We start from the raw sequence: 17,331 nt of genomic DNA on the forward strand, positions 1-17,331 counted from the left end.
ATGGCAATTTTAAAAGCAGAACATTTAGCTAAAAAGTATAAAGAACGCCAAGTAGTATTTGATGTTAGCCTACAAGTAGAATCTAAACAAATAGTTGGATTACTAGGTCCAAATGGGGCTGGCAAAACCACTTCTTTTTATATGATTCTTGGATTAGTTTCTAGAGATGAAGGGAAAATAACTATTGATGGAAAAGATATCAGTCTTCTCCCAATTCATAACCGTTCTAGAATGGGAATAGGTTATCTTCCGCAAGAAGCCTCTATTTTTCGCAAACTAACTGTGGAAGATAATATCATGGCTATATTGGAAACCTGCAAAAATATGACTAATGAAGAATATCAAGATAAACTTGAAAATTTATTAGAAGAATTCCAAATTCAACATATTCGAAAAATTCTAGGTATGGCTTTATCTGGTGGTGAGCGTCGTCGAGTAGAAATAGCTCGCGCGCTAGCAGTAAATCCACAATTTATTTTGCTTGATGAACCATTTGCTGGTGTTGATCCAATTTCAGTTATTGATATAAAAAAAATTATTAAATACCTAAAAAATAGAGGATTAGGTGTACTTATTACTGATCATAATGTACGTGAAACTCTAGATGTATGTGAAAAAGCATACATAGTTAGTCAAGGACATTTAATTGCAGAAGGGACACCAACAGATATTTTAAATAATACTAAGGTAAAACAAGTGTATTTAGGAGAACAGTTCCGTCTATAATTCAATCAAAATAAAATAATATATAGATTAAGTGAAAAATACTAAATGAATCCTTCATTTACTCGATAATATTGAACTTGATGATATTGAAGCTGTGAGAAAGCGAATAAAGCAATAGTGTTACTTTTATAAAATTAATAATATTCAAGTGATCTTGCGTATTGAAAAAAAATAGCCGAAGCTATACTACTATATCAATCATCGATTGTATACATGCAGAAGCAACCAATGAAAATATGTATGCTTCTATTGACTTACTTGTAGATGTAGATAAACTTATTAAGCAGCTCAATAAATCAAAATTAAACAATTAGTAATCACTAACTTTTCAGTTACCTGCTATTTTCATAGATTCTACTAGAATAGAGCCAGTTTGAATCTTTGAACGCGTGTCCACATCGTTACCAATAGCAACAATATTTCTAAACATGTCTTTCAAATTACTTGCAATTGTTATTTCTGAAACTGGATGTTCAACTTGCCCATTTTTCACCCAAAAACCAACAGCTCCTCGAGAGTAATTACCAGTAACAATATTTACACCCTGACCTATTACTTCAGTAACTAACAAACCTGTATCTAATTCTGTTAGCATTTGAGATTTTTTTTTCTTATTAATGCATTGTATAAACCAATTATGAATACCAGCTGTATGTCCAGTCTCAATCATATTCATTTTACGAGCAGAATAACTTGATAATAGGTAAGTCATTAAGATACCATTACTAATAATCTGGCAATTTTTAGTATATAAACCTTCATTATCAAATGGTTTAGAGCCTAACCCTCTTAAAACATGAGGATCTTCTGAAATGTTAAACCATTTTGGAAATATCTGTTTACCAAGATAACCGAGCAAAAATGAAGATTTTCTATGCAAACTTTCGCCACTAATAGCTCTTGCTAAGTGAGCAATTAATCCTGAAGCAATATCAGCGGAAAACATTACTGGATATGTACCAGTAATTAGTTTTTTAGCACCCAAACGATTTACTACTTTAAAAGCTGCCTCTCTACCAACAATTTCTGGCGCTAATAAATCACTTTTATGACGGGCAATACTATAACCATAGTCACATTCCATTTCCGAGTTCTCCCCTTGAGCAATTATAGAGCAACTCATTTGATATTGACTAAATAGATAACTTGCAATTAAATCATAACTATTCCCATAAACTTTAATACCGTAGCAAACATCAAAATTTGCACCATTACTTTGCTTAATTTTATCATTATAAGATAAGGCTTTTTTTTCTGCTGTAATTGCAATTTTAGATGCAGAATTAGGATCTAATATATCTGGACAAAATAAATCAAGTTCTGGAATATTTTGAACCATTAGCTCTTTTGAAGCTAAACCTGAATATAAATCCTCAGAAGTATATTGAGCAATATCTAATGCTGCTGCTATTGTCATTTGAATTGCTTTCATACTTAATTCAGATGTCGATGCGCTCCCTTTTCTTTTTCCTTTATAAACAGTAACTTTAAGAATAGAATCATTCATAAATTCAATATTTTCTACTGCACACATCAGACTAGAAACACTTAAACCTGTTGATTTTGTAATAGTAACTTCACAGGCATTAGCGGTTATTGAAGCGATCTTTAAAGCTTTTAAAGCTATTAATTCTAATTCAATACGTTGCTGAGTAATTTGTTGTTCTAAATCCATATTAAATCTTAATATTTATTTTAATTATTTTAATTAGAATAACATGTACTACAATATAACAGAACATATATTCTATTGTACTTTATTATTAATCATTTAATTAACTTAACAAAGGGATAGTTATCTAAAAAAATAATATAGAATATTAACTGAGTATAAACAGGTTAAGGATAGCTAATGAAACTTAAATCATATCGATTTGGTTAAAAATATGCATTTAAAATACTTGAAAACTGTGCTTTAATCATTCTCCCCAACAAGTTAGTAACCTTTGTTGAATACCAAAATGATCTAAAATACGAGCAACTATAAAATCAATTAAATCTTCAATTGATTGAGGTTGATGATAAAAACCAGGAGAAGCAGGCATAATTGTGATTCCCATTTTCGATAATTTATGCATATTTTTTAAATGTAAAGTTGAAAAAGGTGTCTCACGAACTACTAACAATAATTGACCTTGTTCCTTAATAATCACATCAGCAGCACGTTCAATTAAATTTTCAGACATTCCATATGCAATGGCTGCAACGCTACCTACAGAACATGGACAAATAACCATTTTTTTAGGTGCTCCAGAGCCTGATGCTACAACTGAAAACCAATCATTTTTACCAAAAATTTCTAAATTTTCTAAAGAGCAGTTGAGATATTTAGAGAAGGCCTGTTTGGTTATTTGAGTTTTATTCGATAATTTTAGATTGTGTTCAGATTCTAAGACTACTCTTGCTGCAGATGAAATTAATAAATAAACTTTATAATTAGCAAGCAACAAGTATCTAAGTAAACGCAAGCCATAGCAAGCACCTGACGCACCTGTAAATGCTAAGGTAATAGATTTTGTTTCATTAAACACAAATTTTAATCCACTATTTCCTAAACCTGCTTCAGTTTAAAAGAAGTTAAGCCAATAAATTATTTTAGAACAACTGATTATCCTTTGTTACTTAAAACGCGATCTACAAATTCAATATATGCCATTTTAGCTTTGTCTCCAGATCGAAAACCAGCCTTTAAAACGCGTGTATACCCACCATTTCGGCTAGAAAATCGTGGAGCTAATTGATTAAATAGCTTAGCAACTATTGCCTCATTACGAATACGTGCAAAAGCAAGACGCCGACTAGCCAAATCTCCTTTCTTAGCTAAAGTAACTAAAGGTTCGATTATGCAACGTAATTCTTTAGCCTTCGGCAAGGTAGTTTTAATAATCTCATGATGAACAAGAGAAGTAGCCATATTTCTAAACATAGACTTACGATGGCTACTAGTACGGTTAAGCCGACGTCCACTCTTTCTATGACGCATATCTCTATCCTTATAAAATTATTCTTAATTAATCTTCAGCAATAGATGCTGGTGGCCAATTCTCAAGGCGCATACCAAGAGATAGCCCACGTGATGCAAGTACATCTTTGATCTCTGTAAGAGATTTCTTACCAAGATTAGGAGTTTTCAGCAATTCAACTTCGGTTCGTTGTACAAGATCACCAATATAGTGTACTGTTTCGGCCTTTAGACAATTTGCAGAGCGAACTGTTAACTCGAGATCATCTACAGGACGCAATAATATAGGATCAAATTCTGGTTTTTCTTCTTTTTCTTCAGGAACTCTCAAATCACGTAGATCTACAAATGCATCTAATTGCTCAGCTAAAATAGTAGCTGCACGACGGATAGCCTCTTCAGGTTCTAAAGTGCCATTTGTTTCCATATCAATAACTAACTTATCTAAATCTGTTCGTTGCTCTACACGAGCTGCCTCCACTGAATAGGCAATTTTATCTACTGGACTGTATGTCGCATCTACTAATAATCGGCCTATCGGACGCTCTTCTTCAGAATGAATACGAGCAGAAGCGGGTACATAGCCACGACCACGCTCAACTTTTATTTTCATAGAAATTTGAGAATTCTCATGAGTTAAGTGGCAAATAACATGCTCTGGATTAACGATTGAAACATCAGTATCATGAGAAATATCACTCGCAAAAACTGGGCCTAAACCTGACTTATTTAAAGTAATAAAGACTTCATCTCTACCTTCAGAAATAGCTATAGCAAGGCCTTTAAGATTAAGAAGAATCTCTAGAACATCTTCTTGTACTCCTTCCTTAGTGCTATACTCATGAAGAACCCCCTCAATTTCTACCTCTGTTACAGCACAACCTGGCATTGACGACATAAGAATACGACGCAGTGCATTCCCTAAGGTATGCCCAAAACCTCGCTCTAATGGCTCAAGCGTTACTTTTGCATGTGTCGCATTAAATTGTTCAATATCAACAAAACGCGGTTTAAGAAACTCTGTTACAGAACCCTGCATTGTGTTCTCTCCAATTTCAATTCTTAACCTTACTTCGAATAAAGTTCAATGATTAATTGCTCATTAATATCAGCAGATAAATCAGAACGCTCAGGCATACGTTTGATCGTACCTTCCATATGTTTAGAACTAACCTCAATCCAGTTTATTTTTTCACGCTGTTCACAAACTTGTAAAGCTTCCTTAATACGAGATTGCTTTTTGGCTTTGTTGGAAACTGATACAACATCACCAATCATAACTTTAAAAGAAGGAATAGTAACATTTTTATTATTTACTAAAACAGCTTTGTGACTAACTAATTGACGTGCTTCTAAACGAGTTGACCCAAATCCCATACGATAAACTACATTATCAAGACGAGTTTCAAGGAGTCGAAGTAAATTTTCACCTGTATTCCCTTTAAGACGTGCAGCTTCCTTATAATAATTATGAAATTGTCTCTCTAAAACACTATACATACGTCGAACTTTTTGTTTTTCACGCAACTGAATGCCGTATTCAGATAACCGAGAACGACGGGAACCATGCATACCTGGTGCATTATCAATTTTACACTTAGTATCAATCGGTTGAATACCAGATTTTAGAAATAGATCAGTACCCTCACGACGACTAAGTTTTAACTTAGGACCTAAATATCTTGCCATTATTTTCTCTTCCACACATTCCTAAGAATTTTCACACACGACGTTTCTTAGGAGGACGACAACCATTATGAGGGATTGGTGTAGCATCAACAATATTAGTAATGCGAAAACCAGCAGAATTCAGCGCACGAACAGTAGATTCGCGACCTGGACCTGGACCCTTAACCATAACTTCTAAGTTTTTTAAACCATATTCTTTTGCCATTTCTGCACAACGTTCAGCAGCAACTTGTGCAGCAAAAGGTGTAGACTTACGAGAACCACGAAAACCAGAACCGCCAGCAGTTGCCCAAGCCAAAGCATTGCCCTGACGATCCGTAATAGTTATAATCGTATTATTGAAAGATGAATGAATATGCGCTATTCCATCAGATACTTGTCTGCGTAAACGCTTAAAAGTACGAGTTGTTTGTTTTACCATTGTAATCTCTATTTTTTTAATTCTGATTATTTTTTTATCAGTTTCCGCGGACCCTTTCGAGTACGAGCATTAGTTTTAGTACGCTGTCCACGTAATGGTAGACCTCGACGATGACGAAGACCACGATAACACCCAAGATCTATCAAGCGCTTTATGTTCATTGATATTTCACGACGTAGATTACCTTCTACAGTATACCTTGCTATACAATCACGAAGTTTATTGATCTGAACTTCACTTAGTTCACTGATCTTCACATTTTCAGCAATACCCATTTCAGCTAAAATAGCCTGAGAGCTCGCTTTACCAATACCATAAACTGCAGTTAAAGCAATCTTAGTATGTTTTTGATCAGGAATATTAATGCCTGCTATACGAGCCATTACCTTTACCCCAAAACTTATCCAGTAAAAAAATATTCGAAGCAGTCCATCTAGGACAATCTACGAATTACTAATTAAAAAAAGGAAAAGAAGCCGAGTAATATACTCAACACTACCTTATATTTCAAGTAAAAAAATTGCTAAGTTAACCCTGCCGTTGCTTGTGTCTTGGTTCAATACAAATAACACGAACAATACCGTTTCGCTTAATTACCTTACAATTACGACAGATCCTTTTAACAGAAGCTCGAACTTTCATTTGATAAAACTCCGTAATTAAATCTAAATTAACGACTATAGCCTTTTAAATTTGCTTTTTTTAATACAGAATCATACTGTTGTGACATGAGATGAGTCTGTACTTGTGCCATAAAATCCATAATCACAACTACTACAATAAGCAAAGACGTTCCACCAAAATAAAAACGCACATTCCAAGCAACCATCATAAACTCAGGAATTAGACAAATAAAAGTAATGTACAAAGCTCCAACAAGCGTTAAACGTGACATTACTTTATTAATATATCTAGATGTTTGTTCTCCCGGACGAATACCAGGTAAAAATGCACCAGATTTTTTTAAGTTATCTGCAGTTTCACGTGGATTAAAAATCAAAGGTGTATAGAAAAAACAAAAGAATATTATCGCCGTTGCATATAACATCACATATAAGGGTTGTCCTGGACTCAAAGCAAAAGATATAGTACTCAACCAAATAGAACCATGGAGAGATTGACCAAACCATTGGGCTAATGTTCCCAAAAATAAAATAATACTTGAAGCAAAGATCGCAGGTATAACACCAGCCATATTCACTTTTAAAGGCAGGTGACTACTTTGAGCAGCGAAAATCTTACGACCTTGTTGACGCTTAGAATAGTTAACAACTAAACAGCGTTGACCACGCTCAATGAAAACAACGAAATATATCACAGCGAAAGCCAATATTCCTATCAAAAAAAGAATCAGAACATGTAATTCACCTTGACGTGTTTGCTCAATTGTTTGTCCTACTGCTGAAGGAAGTCCAGCAACAATTCCTGAAAAAATTAACAAAGAAATACCATTGCCAATTCCATGCTCTGTAATTTGTTCACCTAGCCACATTAAAAACATAGTTCCAGTTACTAAACTTATAGTTGCAACTAAAGTAAAAACAGCTTGATTGATTACAACAAGACCATCAACCATATTTGGTAAACCAATTGCAATACTAATGGCTTGGAGTGTTGCCAAGAGAAGTGTAGTATAACGTGTATATTGGCTAATCTTTCTTCGACCTATTTCTCCTTCCTTCTTAATTTCTGACAAGGTTGGATAAAGTACAGTCAACAATTGTATAATGATTGAAGCAGAAATATAAGGCATTATGCCTAACGCTAAAATTGATGCTCGAGCCAGAGCACCACCAGAAAACATATTAAACATTTCAATGATAGTTCCCTTTTGTTGCTCAAATACATCGCTAAGAACAACCGCATCAACACCTGGAATCGGAATAAAAGATCCTGCCCTAAATACTAACAATGCACTAATTACAAAAAGCAACCGTGATTTCAACTGATTAATATTAGTCAAATCTTTGCCTATTTTTTTTAGCATTCATACCTCATTTAACAGTGATTACTCCACTTTACCACCTAACGATTCAATTGCTACTCTTGCACCTTTAGTTACGCGTAAACTTTTAATAGTTACTATTTTAGTAAGACTACCAGAAAGAAAAATTTTAACAAACCGAATATTTTTAGCAATTACATTAGCACTTTTAAGAGTGTTAAGATCAATTACATCGTCAGCTACTTTCTCTAATTCAGCTAATCGAACCTGAGCAGAAAATAAACTTTTACGAGAAGTAAAACCAAATTTAGGCAGCCGCTTTTTTAAAGGCATTTGTCCACCTTCAAAACCTGCAGGAATACTAGCACCGGAACGTGACTTTTGTCCTTTATGACCACGACCACTCGTTTTTCCAAAAGTAGAACCAATTCCACGCCCTACACGCTTCTTAGAATGTTTAGAATTAGGCATAGGAGATAGCCTATTTAATCTCATACTAATCGCTCCTCAACCTTAAGCATATAATAAACTTTTTTTATCATACCGCGAATAGATGGTGTATCTTCAAGTTCTACTGTATGATTTATTTTTCGTAAACCTAAACCCTTAAGGCAAGCTCTATGATTCGGTATCCGTCCAATCAAACTTCTAATTTGTGTCACTTTTATAGTTCCCATAAGATAACCTTTCTATTTATCCAAAAACTTTTTTAACAGTTAGTCCACGCTTTCTAGCAACCATTTTAGGAGATTTCACATCTAACAAACCAGAAACTGTAGCACGAACAACATTAATAGGATTAGTGGAACCATATGATTTTGCTAATACATTATGCACACCAGCCACTTCAAGTACTGCTCTCATTGCACCACCTGCTATTACACCAGTGCCCTCTGAAGCAGGCTGCATGTAAATTTTAGAACCTGAATGACGCCCTTTCACTGCATGAAACAGAGTGTTTCCTTTAAGTGCAATAGTAACCATATTACGGCGAGCTTTTTCCATCGCTTTTTGAATAGCAGCTGGTACTTCTCGAGCTTTACCATACCCGAAGCCAACGCGACCGATACCATCACCAACCACTGTTAGTGCAGTAAAACTCATAATTCTACCACCCTTAACCGTTTTAGAGACACGGTTAACAGAAATTAATTTTTCTTGTAAATCATTTAGTTGTTGTTCTTTAGCCATATGTAATAAACCTACTACCTTAGAATTTGAGACCAGCTTCACGGGCAGATTGAGCTAATGCTGCTACTCGACCATGATATCGAAAACCAGAACGGTCAAATGCAACGGTAGAAACACCTTTTTTAAGAGCTCGCTCTGCAACTATTTTCCCTACTATTTTAGCTACACTGATATTACCTGTGTTATTTGTAACTTGATTACGAACTGATTTTTCTACAGTAGAAGCTGAAGCTATTACTTCAGAACCAGTTGATGCAATAATCTGGGCATACATATGACGAGGAGTACGGTGTATCATCAAACGAGCTACTTTTAACTCTAAAATTTTTTTACGCGAACGCATAGCTCGACGAATACGAGATGATTTCTTATCCACAGTATAACCTCTCCTCTATCAAATAATAATTACTTACTTCTTCTTAGCTTCTTTTGTACGAATCATTTCGTCTACATAACGAATTCCTTTACCTTTATAAGGTTCAGGTTTTCGGTAAGAACGAATATTGGCTGCAACCTGGCCTACTAACTGTTTATCACAACCAGTAATAACAATTTCTGTTTGACTTGGACATTCTATTTGAATTTCTTTAGGAAAGATATAATTTAATGGATGTGAAAAACCAAGCATTAAAACTAACCGATTACCTTTTACAGAAGCTCGATACCCAACTCCTTTTAGAAGCAGTTTTTTTTCAAATCCATTAACAACACCGATAACCATATTATTTACTAACGCACGAGCTGTGCCTGCTTGTGCATTGGCATAAGTTAAATCTGTGTTCTTTTCATGCACAGAAAAAATTAACTTATTATTATCTTCCTTAAAAACAGCAACAGCAGTATTTATCATATAGGCCAATTGACCCCTATTGCCTATTATAATAATCTTTTGACCATTAAGATTTACCTTCACTCCATTCGGAATGATAACAGGCATTCTAGCAACACGAGACATAATTTACTTTCCTCAAGCGACATAGCACACAATTTCACCACCAAGACCTACTTCGCGAGCAATGCGATCAGACATTAATCCTTGAGAAGTGGATACAATAGCCACACCTAAACCACCCATTACTAATGGAAGTGCATTTTTTTTCTTGTAAACACGTAAACCAGGACGTGATACACGCTGTATCTGTTCAATTACTGGACGAGTTCGAAAATATTTAAGTATAATCTCCAGCTCAGACTTTATTGATTTTTCAATGTTGAAATCAATAATATAACCCTCAGTTTTAAGCAACTTAGCAATTGCTATTTTAAACTTTGAAGATGGTATTTTCACTGACAATTTGCTTGCTGCTTGAGCATTACGAATTCGAGTTAACATATCAGAAATAGGGTCTTGCATGCTCATAATTTTCACTCCAAATGAATTAAATAAGAATTACCAACTAGCTTTATGAAGACCTGGAATCTCGCCTTTCATACAGGCTTCTCGAACCTTAAGACGGCTTAACCCAAATTTACGTAAATAACCATTGGAACGACCAGTTCGATTACAACGATTGCGTTGTCGTGTTGGACTTGAATCGCGTGGCAATAATTGTAACTTTAGCACTGCCTTCCAACGTTCTTCATCTGAAACATTTAAATCTCTAATAATAGACTTGAAACAAGAACGCTTAGCGGCAAACCTTGCTACTAACCTAGCCCGCTTAGCTTCACGAGCTTTTATCGATTGTTTAGCCATAAAAGTAACATCCTTAGCTTAAATTGCGCTTACGTAATGGAAAATTTAAAGCAGCTAGCAAAGCATAACACTCATCATCAGTTTTAGCAGATGTAGTTATAGAAATATCAAGCCCCCGAACACGATCAACCGTATCGTAATCAATTTCAGGGAAAATAATCTGCTCACGTATACCTATGCTATAGTTTCCCTTTCCATCAAAAGATTTAGAACTAACACCCCGAAAGTCACGAACACGAGGAAGGGCAATTGAAATCAAACGTTCGAAAAACTCCCACATACGACTACCTCGTAATGTTACCTTACAACCAATTGGGTAACCCTCACGAATCTTAAAACTAGCAACGGATCTATGCGCCTTGGTCATAATCGGTTTCTGACCAGAAATTTTGGCCATATCATGCACAGCATTTTCTAGTAGCTTTTTATCATTACTTGCCTCCCCAACACCCATATTTAGAGTGATTTTTTCAATTCTAGGGACCTGCATAACGCTAGCATAATCAAACTTTTTAGTGAGTCTATTAACTACAGATGATTTGTAGTAATCATGAAGTTTCTCCACATTCCAACTCCAAATTTTATTAATTAGGAAGAATTTCGCCATTTGATTTAAAGAAACGAACTTTCTTATTATTTTCAAAACGAAAACCGACACGATCCGCTTTACCTGTAGCTATATTAAAAATTGCTACATTAGAAATATCAATAACTGCTTCTTGTCTAACAATGCCACCTTTCTGACCTCGATCTAATATAGGTTTTTTGTGTTTTTTCATAAAGTTAACACCTTCAACTATGATTTTACCATTCGTAAAAACTTTAGTTACCTTCCCCTTCTTTCCTTTATCTTTTCCAGTAAGAACGATGATTTCATCATTACGACGAATTTTATTTGCCATTTATAAGTACTCCTACAAAACCTCTGGAGCTAGAGAAATAACCTTCATAAATCTCATATCAGCGCGAAGTTCACGCGTAACTGAACCAAAAATACGTGTGCCGATTGGTTGCTCTGTATTATTATTTAACAATACACAAGCGTTGCGATCAAAACGAATAATGGAACCATCATAGCGACGAACACCCTTCCGTGTTCTAACTACTAACGCTTTAAGAACATCACCCTTTTTTACTTTACTACGAGGGATTGCTTCTTTAACTGTAACCTTAATAACATCCCCGATATGCGCATAACGACGACGAGAACCACCCAATACTTTAATGCACATTACTCTACGAGCTCCAGAGTTATCTGCAGCATCGAGTGTACTTTGCATCTGGATCATGTCCATACTCCACTAATGTAATATTTTAAATATACCCACTTTTTCTGCAAGTAACAATTCGTTCCTAAATCAGATAATAGGAAAATAGCTAGGCTATATCATCATTTTTAATGAATTGGTAATGCAACTAATCCAAGCTGACTGGATCACGCTAAGTGGCCACAAAAAAAACTATAAATAAACTACGCTATACTTTTTTGGTTTTAAAAACTTTAATTAATGTCCAAGACTTCATTTTAGATAGCGGACGACATTCTGCTATCTCAACTTGGTCATTAAAATTGCATTCATTATTTTCATCATGTGCTTGCACTTTTGTGGTACGTTTAACAAATTTACCATAAATTGGATGCTTTACCATTCGCTCAATGGCAACAACGATAGATTTATCCATCTTATTGCTAATAACATAACCCTTCTCAATACGTTTTTGTTCGTTCATTTTAGCTGCCTGCCTTTTCAGTTAAAACGGTTTTAACACGCGCGATATCACGACGAATACTTTTTAAAGTATCAGTTTTTTTTAACTGATTAGTCGCTGCTTGTATACGTAAATTTAACTGAGAACGCAACATACCAAAAAGTTCAGACTTTAGTTCTTCAATACTTTTTTTACGAAGTTCACTTGCTTTCATGATATGACCTGTTTACTTATAAACATAGTTTTAAATGGCAATTTTCGAGCAGCAAGTCGAAAAGCCTCACGAGCTAATTCTTCAGAAATACCAGACATTTCATACATTACTTTACCAGGTTGAATTTGCGCTACCCAATACTCAACATTACCTTTACCCTTACCTTGACGAACCTCAAGAGGTTTTTCTGTAATTGGTTTATCCGGAAATACACGTATCCAAATTTTGCCTTGACGTTTAATATGACGCGTCATTGTTTGACGAGCAGCTTCAATCTGACGAGCAGTCAATCGGCCACGTCCTACTGCTTTTAAAGCAAAGTTTCCAAAATTTATACTAGTACCCTTTGCTAAACCACGATTTCGGCCAGTTTGGACCTTACGAAACTTAGTGCGCTTGGGTTGTAACATTTTTTAACTCCTTATTTACGACCTTTACGCTGCTTTTTATTAGATTTATCAGTTTTTTTATCTAACATGGTAATTGGCATGCCACCTAAAATCTCACCTTTAAAAATCCAAACCTTAACTCCAATAACACCATATTGAGTTTTACTAGAAGAAAGTGAATAATCTAAATTAGCACGCAAAGTATGTAAAGGAACCCTACCTTCACGATACCATTCAGAACGCGCAATTTCAGTACCACCTAATCGACCGCTCACCTCTACTTTAATACCTTTAGCACCTAATCGCATAGCATTTTGTACTGCACGTTTCATAGCACGACGAAACATAACTCGACGCTCTAATTGAGATGCAATACTATCAGCTACAAGCTGAGAATCAAGTTCAGGTTTACGTACTTCAGCAATATTAATTTGAGCTGGAACACCAGTAATTTTAGCTACAGCTGTTCTTAGCTTTTCAACATCTTCCCCTTTTTTTCCAATAACAATACCTGGACGAGCAGTATGAATGGTTACGCGAATACTTTTAGCTGGGCGCTCAATAACTATACGTGAGAGAGAAGCTTTTTCTAGTTCTTTAGATAAAAACTTGCGCACCTTAAAATCACTATCTAAGTTACCAGCAAAATCTTTAGTATTAGCAAACCATGTAGCATTCCAATTCTTAACAATACCAAGACGGATACCATTTGGATGTACTTTTTGACCCATTATTTCCTCTCCTAGTTACTTTGTCGATCAGCTACAATAATGGTGATATGGCTTGACCGCTTAAAGATGCGATCCGAACGACCCTTTGCTCTAGGCATAATGCGCTTTATAATAGGACCTTCATCTATAAAAATTTTAGCAACATTCAAATCATCAATATTTGCATTTTCATTATGCTCTGCATTAGCAATTGCTGATTCAAGCACTTTCCTGATTAATCCTGCGGCTTTTTTATTGCTAAAGGTTAAAAGTTCTAAAGCTTGAGCTACAGCTTGTCCTCGTATTTGGTTAGCTACTAAACGAGCCTTTTGAGGAGAAATATGAGCAAAGTTATGTTTAGCTAGTGCTTCCATTGCTATTTCCTTCCTTTAACGCTTTTTAGCTTTCTTATCTGCAGAGTGACCGCGATAAGTCCGAGTTGGTGAGAATTCGCCCAATTTATGGCCCACCATTTCCTCAGTTATAAAAACTGGAACATGTTGACGACCATTATGCACAGCAATAGTCAAACCAATCATTTTTGGAATAACCATAGAACGACGAGACCAAGTTTTAATAGGTCTTTTCCCTGAACTTTCTACCGCTTTCTCTACCTTTTTCAACAAATGTAAATCAATAAAAGGCCCTTTCTTAAGAGAACGTGGCATGCTGATTCCTCTTCACTATTATTTATTACGACGACGCACAATATACCGGTCAGTGCGTTTGTTTTTTCGGGTCTTGAAGCCCTTTGTTGGTACACCCCAAGGTGAAACTGGATGACGACCTCCAGATGTTCTCCCCTCACCTCCTCCATGTGGATGGTCAACTGGATTCATCACTACACCACGCACAGTAGGACGAACACCACGCCAGCGCTTAGCACCTGCTTTACCTAAAGCTCGCAGCATATATTCAGCATTACCAACTTCGCCAATTGTTGCACGTCCATCAGAAAGTACTTTCCGAATTTCTCCAGAGCGCAATCTAATAGTAACATATAAACCATCACGAGCAATAATCTGGGCATAAGCACCAGCAGAACGAGCAAGCTGAGCTCCTTTTTTAGGCTTCAACTCAATACAATGAACAACGGTACCAACTGGAATATTGCTCATTGGTAAAGCATTACCTACTTTTATTGGAACATTGAATCCTGATTGAATTTCATCACCTTTCTTGATACCTTTAGGTAAAATAACATAACGACGCTCACCATCTTTGTATAATACTAGAGCAATATTAGCACTGCGATTAGGATCATATTCTATACGCTCAATTTTTGCCGGAACATTATCTTTATTACGTTTGAAATCAATTAAACGGTAGCGACGTTTATGTCCACCACCAATATGACGCACTGTAATACGACCTTTATTATTACGACCGCCAGTCTTAGAATTTTTTGCTAATAAAGGTTTATATGGGTTACCTCTATGTAACTCCGAATTAACAACTTTGACAACGTGACGACGACCAGGGGAAGTCGGCTTACACTTAATAATAGCCATTCTAAACTACTCCAGTTATTTATTTCGCAGCACTGCTAGTAAAATCAATATCCTGACCTTTCTCTAAGAGAACATAAGCCTTCTTAACATCAATACGACGACCTTGACGTTTTCGCTTACCTTTTATTATAAGAGTATTTACACACCTAACCTTTACTTTAAATAACTCTTCTACAGCTAACTTAATTTCTTTTTTAGTCGAATCTTTAGCAACCTTAAAAACAATAGTTCCAAACTTTTCTCCTGCAATAGTTGCTTTTTCAGAGATATGCGGAAATCGTATAACGTTTAAAATACGCTCTTCAGTAATCATGCTAACATTTCCTCAACTTTCTTGAGAGCCGAAACAGTTATCAAAACTTTATCAAAAGCTATTAAGCATACAGGATCAATACCAGACACATGAGATACACCAACCTCATAAAGGTTACGAGCAGACAAAAACAAATTTTTATCTATCTTATCAGTCACTATAAAAATATTACTTAAATTAAGTATTTTGAGTTTAGCAATCAATTCCCTCGTCTTTGGGAAAGGTATAGAAAAAGTATTAATAATTACTAATCGTTTTTGACGAACAAGCTCAGAAAAAATACTTCTCATTGCACCACGATACATCTTCTTATTGACTTTTTGACTATGGTCTTGCATTTTTGCTGCGAAAGTAACACCACCTGACCGCCAAAGTGGACTACGAATAGTACCAGAACGAGCGCGCCCTGTGCCTTTTTGACGCCAAGGTTTTGCTCCACCACCAGAAACTTCTGAACGTGTCTTTTGAGCACGAGTGCCCTGACGAGCACCGGCTTTAAATGCAACAACAATCTGATGTACCAAAGCCTCATTGAAATCACATCCAAAAATCGCTTCAGAAACAGTTAATGTATCACCACCTTTAACTATCAATTCCATTACTATACTACCCCTCTCTAGACGTCATAGTTTTGTTTAATAGCTGGTTTTACAATAACATCAGCACCTATTGAACCTGGTACTGCTCCCTTAATAAGAAGCAAATTACGTTTAATATCAATACGTACGATATCTAAATTTTGCGTCGTTACACGAATACATCCAGTATGACCTGCCATTTTTTTACCTTTAAAGACACGACCTGGAGTTTGACACTGTCCAATAGAGCCAGGTGCACGATGAGATAAAGAATTACCATGACTCATATCTTGAGTGCGAAAATTCCAACGTTTGACAACACCTTGAAAACCTTTCCCCTTAGATTTTCCAGTAATATCTACTTTCTTATACTTTCTAAGTAATTTCAAATTTAGTTCATCGCCTAATTTAAATAACTTTTGATCTTTTAAACGAAATTCCCAAAGAGCGCGACCAGCTTCTATACCTGATTTTGCAAAATGACCAGCTCTTGGTTTAGAAATACGACTACGTTTCTTATCACCAGTCGTTACCTGAATTGCAATATAGCCATCGTTTTTAAAAGTTTTAATTTGAGAAATACGGTTCGTTTCAACTTCTATAACAGTTACTGGTGTAGAAACACCTTCTTCCGTGAATATACGGGTCATACCTACTTTACGTCCAATCAGACCAATCATTCCTTTTATCCCTCTACTTTAACCTAGGCTGATTTGTACATCAACGCCAGCAGCAAGATCTAAACGCATTAAAGCATCAACAGTTTTATCTGTTGGTTCAACAATATCAATTAGACGCTTATGAGTACGAATTTCATATTGATCCCGAGCATCTTTATTAACATGCGGAGAAATAAGAACAGTAAAACGCTCTTTGCGAGTAGGAAGAGGAATAGGACCGCGAACCTGTGCACCAGTACGCTTTGCTGTTTCAACGATTTCTGCAGTGGAAGCATCAATTAATTTATAATCAAAAGCTTTTAGGCGTATACGAATACGTTGGTTCTGCATGATACAGAGCTCCAATAATTAAATGTACAATAAAGCAGCGGCGTAATAATTAAGTATTTATTAAAAATAAAAAACACCGATTGCGATTGATTCGATAGAATAACTGCAACATCCGAGCATAAAAAATATATAGGAATACGTTGCCAATTAATCTTCCTTGAATTGACCCTAAATAAAACTCTATCTAACAAATAAGCTATTTAAAAGACAATAAACACAGCTGGCCACAAACGCTAGCTGAGGCCAAACTAAATAAAATACTAGAA

Annotated in this window: 32 protein-coding genes; 2 read left to right on the forward strand and 30 right to left on the reverse strand. The window is 35.6% G+C overall.

Annotated elements, in window-relative coordinates; genetic code table 11:
• Both lptB and CF66_RS04745 read left to right on the forward strand, forming a co-directional pair.
• The gene (gene lptB / locus CF66_RS03830; protein ID WP_016503872.1) at positions 1–726 is read left to right on the forward strand and encodes an LPS export ABC transporter ATP-binding protein; all 726 of its coding nucleotides are present in this window, start codon (positions 1–3) and stop codon (positions 724–726) included.
• 161 nt (positions 727–887) lie between these two features.
• The gene (locus tag CF66_RS04745; RefSeq protein WP_155993933.1) at positions 888–1,040 is read left to right on the forward strand and encodes an HPF/RaiA family ribosome-associated protein; all 153 of its coding nucleotides are present in this window, start codon (positions 888–890) and stop codon (positions 1,038–1,040) included.
• Positions 1,041–1,054: 14 nt separating this feature from the next.
• On the opposite strand, the gene pmbA is transcribed toward CF66_RS04745, so the two are convergent.
• The 30 genes from pmbA to rpsJ all read right to left on the reverse strand — a co-directional run bounded on the left by pmbA (position 1,055) and on the right by rpsJ (position 17,065).
• Positions 1,055–2,401, reverse strand: a complete 1,347-nt coding sequence (pmbA, locus tag CF66_RS03840) for a metalloprotease PmbA (protein WP_034411745.1) — start codon at positions 2,399–2,401, stop codon at positions 1,055–1,057.
• Between the two features lie 244 nt (positions 2,402–2,645).
• Entirely contained in the window at positions 2,646–3,257 is a 612-nt protein-coding gene (locus CF66_RS03845) for a flavin prenyltransferase UbiX (protein WP_016503871.1), read from the reverse strand.
• Positions 3,258–3,334: 77 nt separating this feature from the next.
• Positions 3,335–3,709 (reverse strand): 50S ribosomal protein L17, encoded by a 375-nt coding sequence (gene rplQ / locus CF66_RS03850; protein ID WP_016503870.1) that lies wholly within the window; start codon positions 3,707–3,709, stop codon positions 3,335–3,337.
• A gap of 28 nt (positions 3,710–3,737) precedes the next feature.
• A complete protein-coding gene (locus CF66_RS03855) occupies positions 3,738–4,727 on the reverse strand; it encodes a DNA-directed RNA polymerase subunit alpha (RefSeq protein WP_016503869.1) in 990 nt (329 codons plus the stop codon).
• 29 nt (positions 4,728–4,756) lie between these two features.
• Positions 4,757–5,377, reverse strand: coding sequence for a 30S ribosomal protein S4 (gene rpsD / locus CF66_RS03860; RefSeq protein WP_016503868.1), 621 nt, complete (start codon positions 5,375–5,377; stop codon positions 4,757–4,759).
• 31 nt (positions 5,378–5,408) lie between these two features.
• Positions 5,409–5,798, reverse strand: a complete 390-nt coding sequence (gene rpsK / locus CF66_RS03865; RefSeq protein WP_016503867.1) for a 30S ribosomal protein S11 — start codon at positions 5,796–5,798, stop codon at positions 5,409–5,411.
• A 26-nt stretch (positions 5,799–5,824) separates the two neighbouring features.
• A complete protein-coding gene (gene rpsM / locus CF66_RS03870; protein ID WP_016503866.1) occupies positions 5,825–6,181 on the reverse strand; it encodes a 30S ribosomal protein S13 in 357 nt (118 codons plus the stop codon).
• 145 nt (positions 6,182–6,326) lie between these two features.
• On the reverse strand, positions 6,327–6,440 hold the full coding sequence (gene rpmJ, locus CF66_RS03875; protein ID WP_016503865.1) for a 50S ribosomal protein L36: 114 nt from the start codon (positions 6,438–6,440) through the stop codon (positions 6,327–6,329).
• Positions 6,441–6,468: 28 nt separating this feature from the next.
• Positions 6,469–7,785 carry a preprotein translocase subunit SecY gene (secY, locus tag CF66_RS03880; RefSeq protein WP_034411750.1) on the reverse strand — a complete coding sequence of 439 codons (1,317 nt, stop codon included), beginning with the start codon at positions 7,783–7,785 and terminating at the stop codon, positions 6,469–6,471.
• 21 nt (positions 7,786–7,806) lie between these two features.
• Positions 7,807–8,238: a 50S ribosomal protein L15 gene (rplO, locus tag CF66_RS03885; protein WP_034411752.1), complete on the reverse strand. Its 432-nt coding sequence runs from the start codon at positions 8,236–8,238 to the stop codon at positions 7,807–7,809.
• Positions 8,235–8,420 carry a 50S ribosomal protein L30 gene (gene rpmD / locus CF66_RS03890; protein WP_034411754.1) on the reverse strand — a complete coding sequence of 62 codons (186 nt, stop codon included), beginning with the start codon at positions 8,418–8,420 and terminating at the stop codon, positions 8,235–8,237. Before rpmD ends, rplO begins: the two co-directional genes overlap by 4 nt.
• A gap of 16 nt (positions 8,421–8,436) precedes the next feature.
• Entirely contained in the window at positions 8,437–8,934 is a 498-nt protein-coding gene (gene rpsE / locus CF66_RS03895; RefSeq protein WP_016503862.1) for a 30S ribosomal protein S5, read from the reverse strand.
• Positions 8,935–8,953: 19 nt separating this feature from the next.
• Complete coding sequence (gene rplR / locus CF66_RS03900) at positions 8,954–9,310, reverse strand: 50S ribosomal protein L18 (protein ID WP_016503861.1); 357 nt, start codon at positions 9,308–9,310, stop codon at positions 8,954–8,956.
• A gap of 33 nt (positions 9,311–9,343) precedes the next feature.
• Complete coding sequence (rplF, locus tag CF66_RS03905) at positions 9,344–9,889, reverse strand: 50S ribosomal protein L6 (protein WP_016503860.1); 546 nt, start codon at positions 9,887–9,889, stop codon at positions 9,344–9,346.
• Between the two features lie 12 nt (positions 9,890–9,901).
• The gene (gene rpsH, locus CF66_RS03910) at positions 9,902–10,294 is read right to left on the reverse strand and encodes a 30S ribosomal protein S8 (RefSeq protein WP_034411757.1); all 393 of its coding nucleotides are present in this window, start codon (positions 10,292–10,294) and stop codon (positions 9,902–9,904) included.
• A gap of 30 nt (positions 10,295–10,324) precedes the next feature.
• On the reverse strand, positions 10,325–10,630 hold the full coding sequence (gene rpsN, locus CF66_RS03915; protein ID WP_016503858.1) for a 30S ribosomal protein S14: 306 nt from the start codon (positions 10,628–10,630) through the stop codon (positions 10,325–10,327).
• A gap of 13 nt (positions 10,631–10,643) precedes the next feature.
• Positions 10,644–11,195 (reverse strand): 50S ribosomal protein L5, encoded by a 552-nt coding sequence (gene rplE, locus CF66_RS03920; protein ID WP_016503857.1) that lies wholly within the window; start codon positions 11,193–11,195, stop codon positions 10,644–10,646.
• Positions 11,196–11,214: 19 nt separating this feature from the next.
• Positions 11,215–11,532: a 50S ribosomal protein L24 gene (gene rplX, locus CF66_RS03925; protein WP_016503856.1), complete on the reverse strand. Its 318-nt coding sequence runs from the start codon at positions 11,530–11,532 to the stop codon at positions 11,215–11,217.
• A 12-nt stretch (positions 11,533–11,544) separates the two neighbouring features.
• Positions 11,545–11,919: a 50S ribosomal protein L14 gene (rplN, locus tag CF66_RS03930; protein ID WP_016503855.1), complete on the reverse strand. Its 375-nt coding sequence runs from the start codon at positions 11,917–11,919 to the stop codon at positions 11,545–11,547.
• A 187-nt stretch (positions 11,920–12,106) separates the two neighbouring features.
• Positions 12,107–12,361 carry a 30S ribosomal protein S17 gene (rpsQ, locus tag CF66_RS03935; protein ID WP_034411760.1) on the reverse strand — a complete coding sequence of 85 codons (255 nt, stop codon included), beginning with the start codon at positions 12,359–12,361 and terminating at the stop codon, positions 12,107–12,109.
• A gap of 1 nt (position 12,362) precedes the next feature.
• Positions 12,363–12,554, reverse strand: a complete 192-nt coding sequence (gene rpmC, locus CF66_RS03940; RefSeq protein ID WP_034411762.1) for a 50S ribosomal protein L29 — start codon at positions 12,552–12,554, stop codon at positions 12,363–12,365.
• Complete coding sequence (rplP, locus tag CF66_RS03945) at positions 12,551–12,964, reverse strand: 50S ribosomal protein L16 (protein WP_016503852.1); 414 nt, start codon at positions 12,962–12,964, stop codon at positions 12,551–12,553. The genes rpmC and rplP overlap by 4 nt, the downstream gene beginning before the upstream one ends.
• 11 nt (positions 12,965–12,975) lie before the next feature.
• Positions 12,976–13,674 carry a 30S ribosomal protein S3 gene (gene rpsC / locus CF66_RS03950; RefSeq protein WP_016503851.1) on the reverse strand — a complete coding sequence of 233 codons (699 nt, stop codon included), beginning with the start codon at positions 13,672–13,674 and terminating at the stop codon, positions 12,976–12,978.
• An 11-nt stretch (positions 13,675–13,685) separates the two neighbouring features.
• Entirely contained in the window at positions 13,686–14,027 is a 342-nt protein-coding gene (gene rplV / locus CF66_RS03955; RefSeq protein ID WP_016503850.1) for a 50S ribosomal protein L22, read from the reverse strand.
• A gap of 15 nt (positions 14,028–14,042) precedes the next feature.
• The gene (gene rpsS / locus CF66_RS03960) at positions 14,043–14,321 is read right to left on the reverse strand and encodes a 30S ribosomal protein S19 (RefSeq protein ID WP_016503849.1); all 279 of its coding nucleotides are present in this window, start codon (positions 14,319–14,321) and stop codon (positions 14,043–14,045) included.
• Positions 14,322–14,339: 18 nt separating this feature from the next.
• Entirely contained in the window at positions 14,340–15,164 is an 825-nt protein-coding gene (gene rplB, locus CF66_RS03965; RefSeq protein ID WP_016503848.1) for a 50S ribosomal protein L2, read from the reverse strand.
• 19 nt (positions 15,165–15,183) lie between these two features.
• On the reverse strand, positions 15,184–15,477 hold the full coding sequence (rplW, locus tag CF66_RS03970; RefSeq protein ID WP_016503847.1) for a 50S ribosomal protein L23: 294 nt from the start codon (positions 15,475–15,477) through the stop codon (positions 15,184–15,186).
• The gene (rplD, locus tag CF66_RS03975; RefSeq protein ID WP_016503846.1) at positions 15,474–16,076 is read right to left on the reverse strand and encodes a 50S ribosomal protein L4; all 603 of its coding nucleotides are present in this window, start codon (positions 16,074–16,076) and stop codon (positions 15,474–15,476) included. Before rplD ends, rplW begins: the two co-directional genes overlap by 4 nt.
• A gap of 17 nt (positions 16,077–16,093) precedes the next feature.
• Positions 16,094–16,735: a 50S ribosomal protein L3 gene (gene rplC / locus CF66_RS03980; protein WP_034411765.1), complete on the reverse strand. Its 642-nt coding sequence runs from the start codon at positions 16,733–16,735 to the stop codon at positions 16,094–16,096.
• A gap of 18 nt (positions 16,736–16,753) precedes the next feature.
• The gene (rpsJ, locus tag CF66_RS03985; protein ID WP_001181007.1) at positions 16,754–17,065 is read right to left on the reverse strand and encodes a 30S ribosomal protein S10; all 312 of its coding nucleotides are present in this window, start codon (positions 17,063–17,065) and stop codon (positions 16,754–16,756) included.
• Between the last annotated feature and the right edge of the window lie 266 nt (positions 17,066–17,331).

The sequence above is a fragment of the Candidatus Photodesmus anomalopis genome, assembly GCF_000731785.2.
Lineage (GTDB): Bacteria > Pseudomonadota > Gammaproteobacteria > Enterobacterales > Vibrionaceae > Vibrio > Vibrio anomalopis.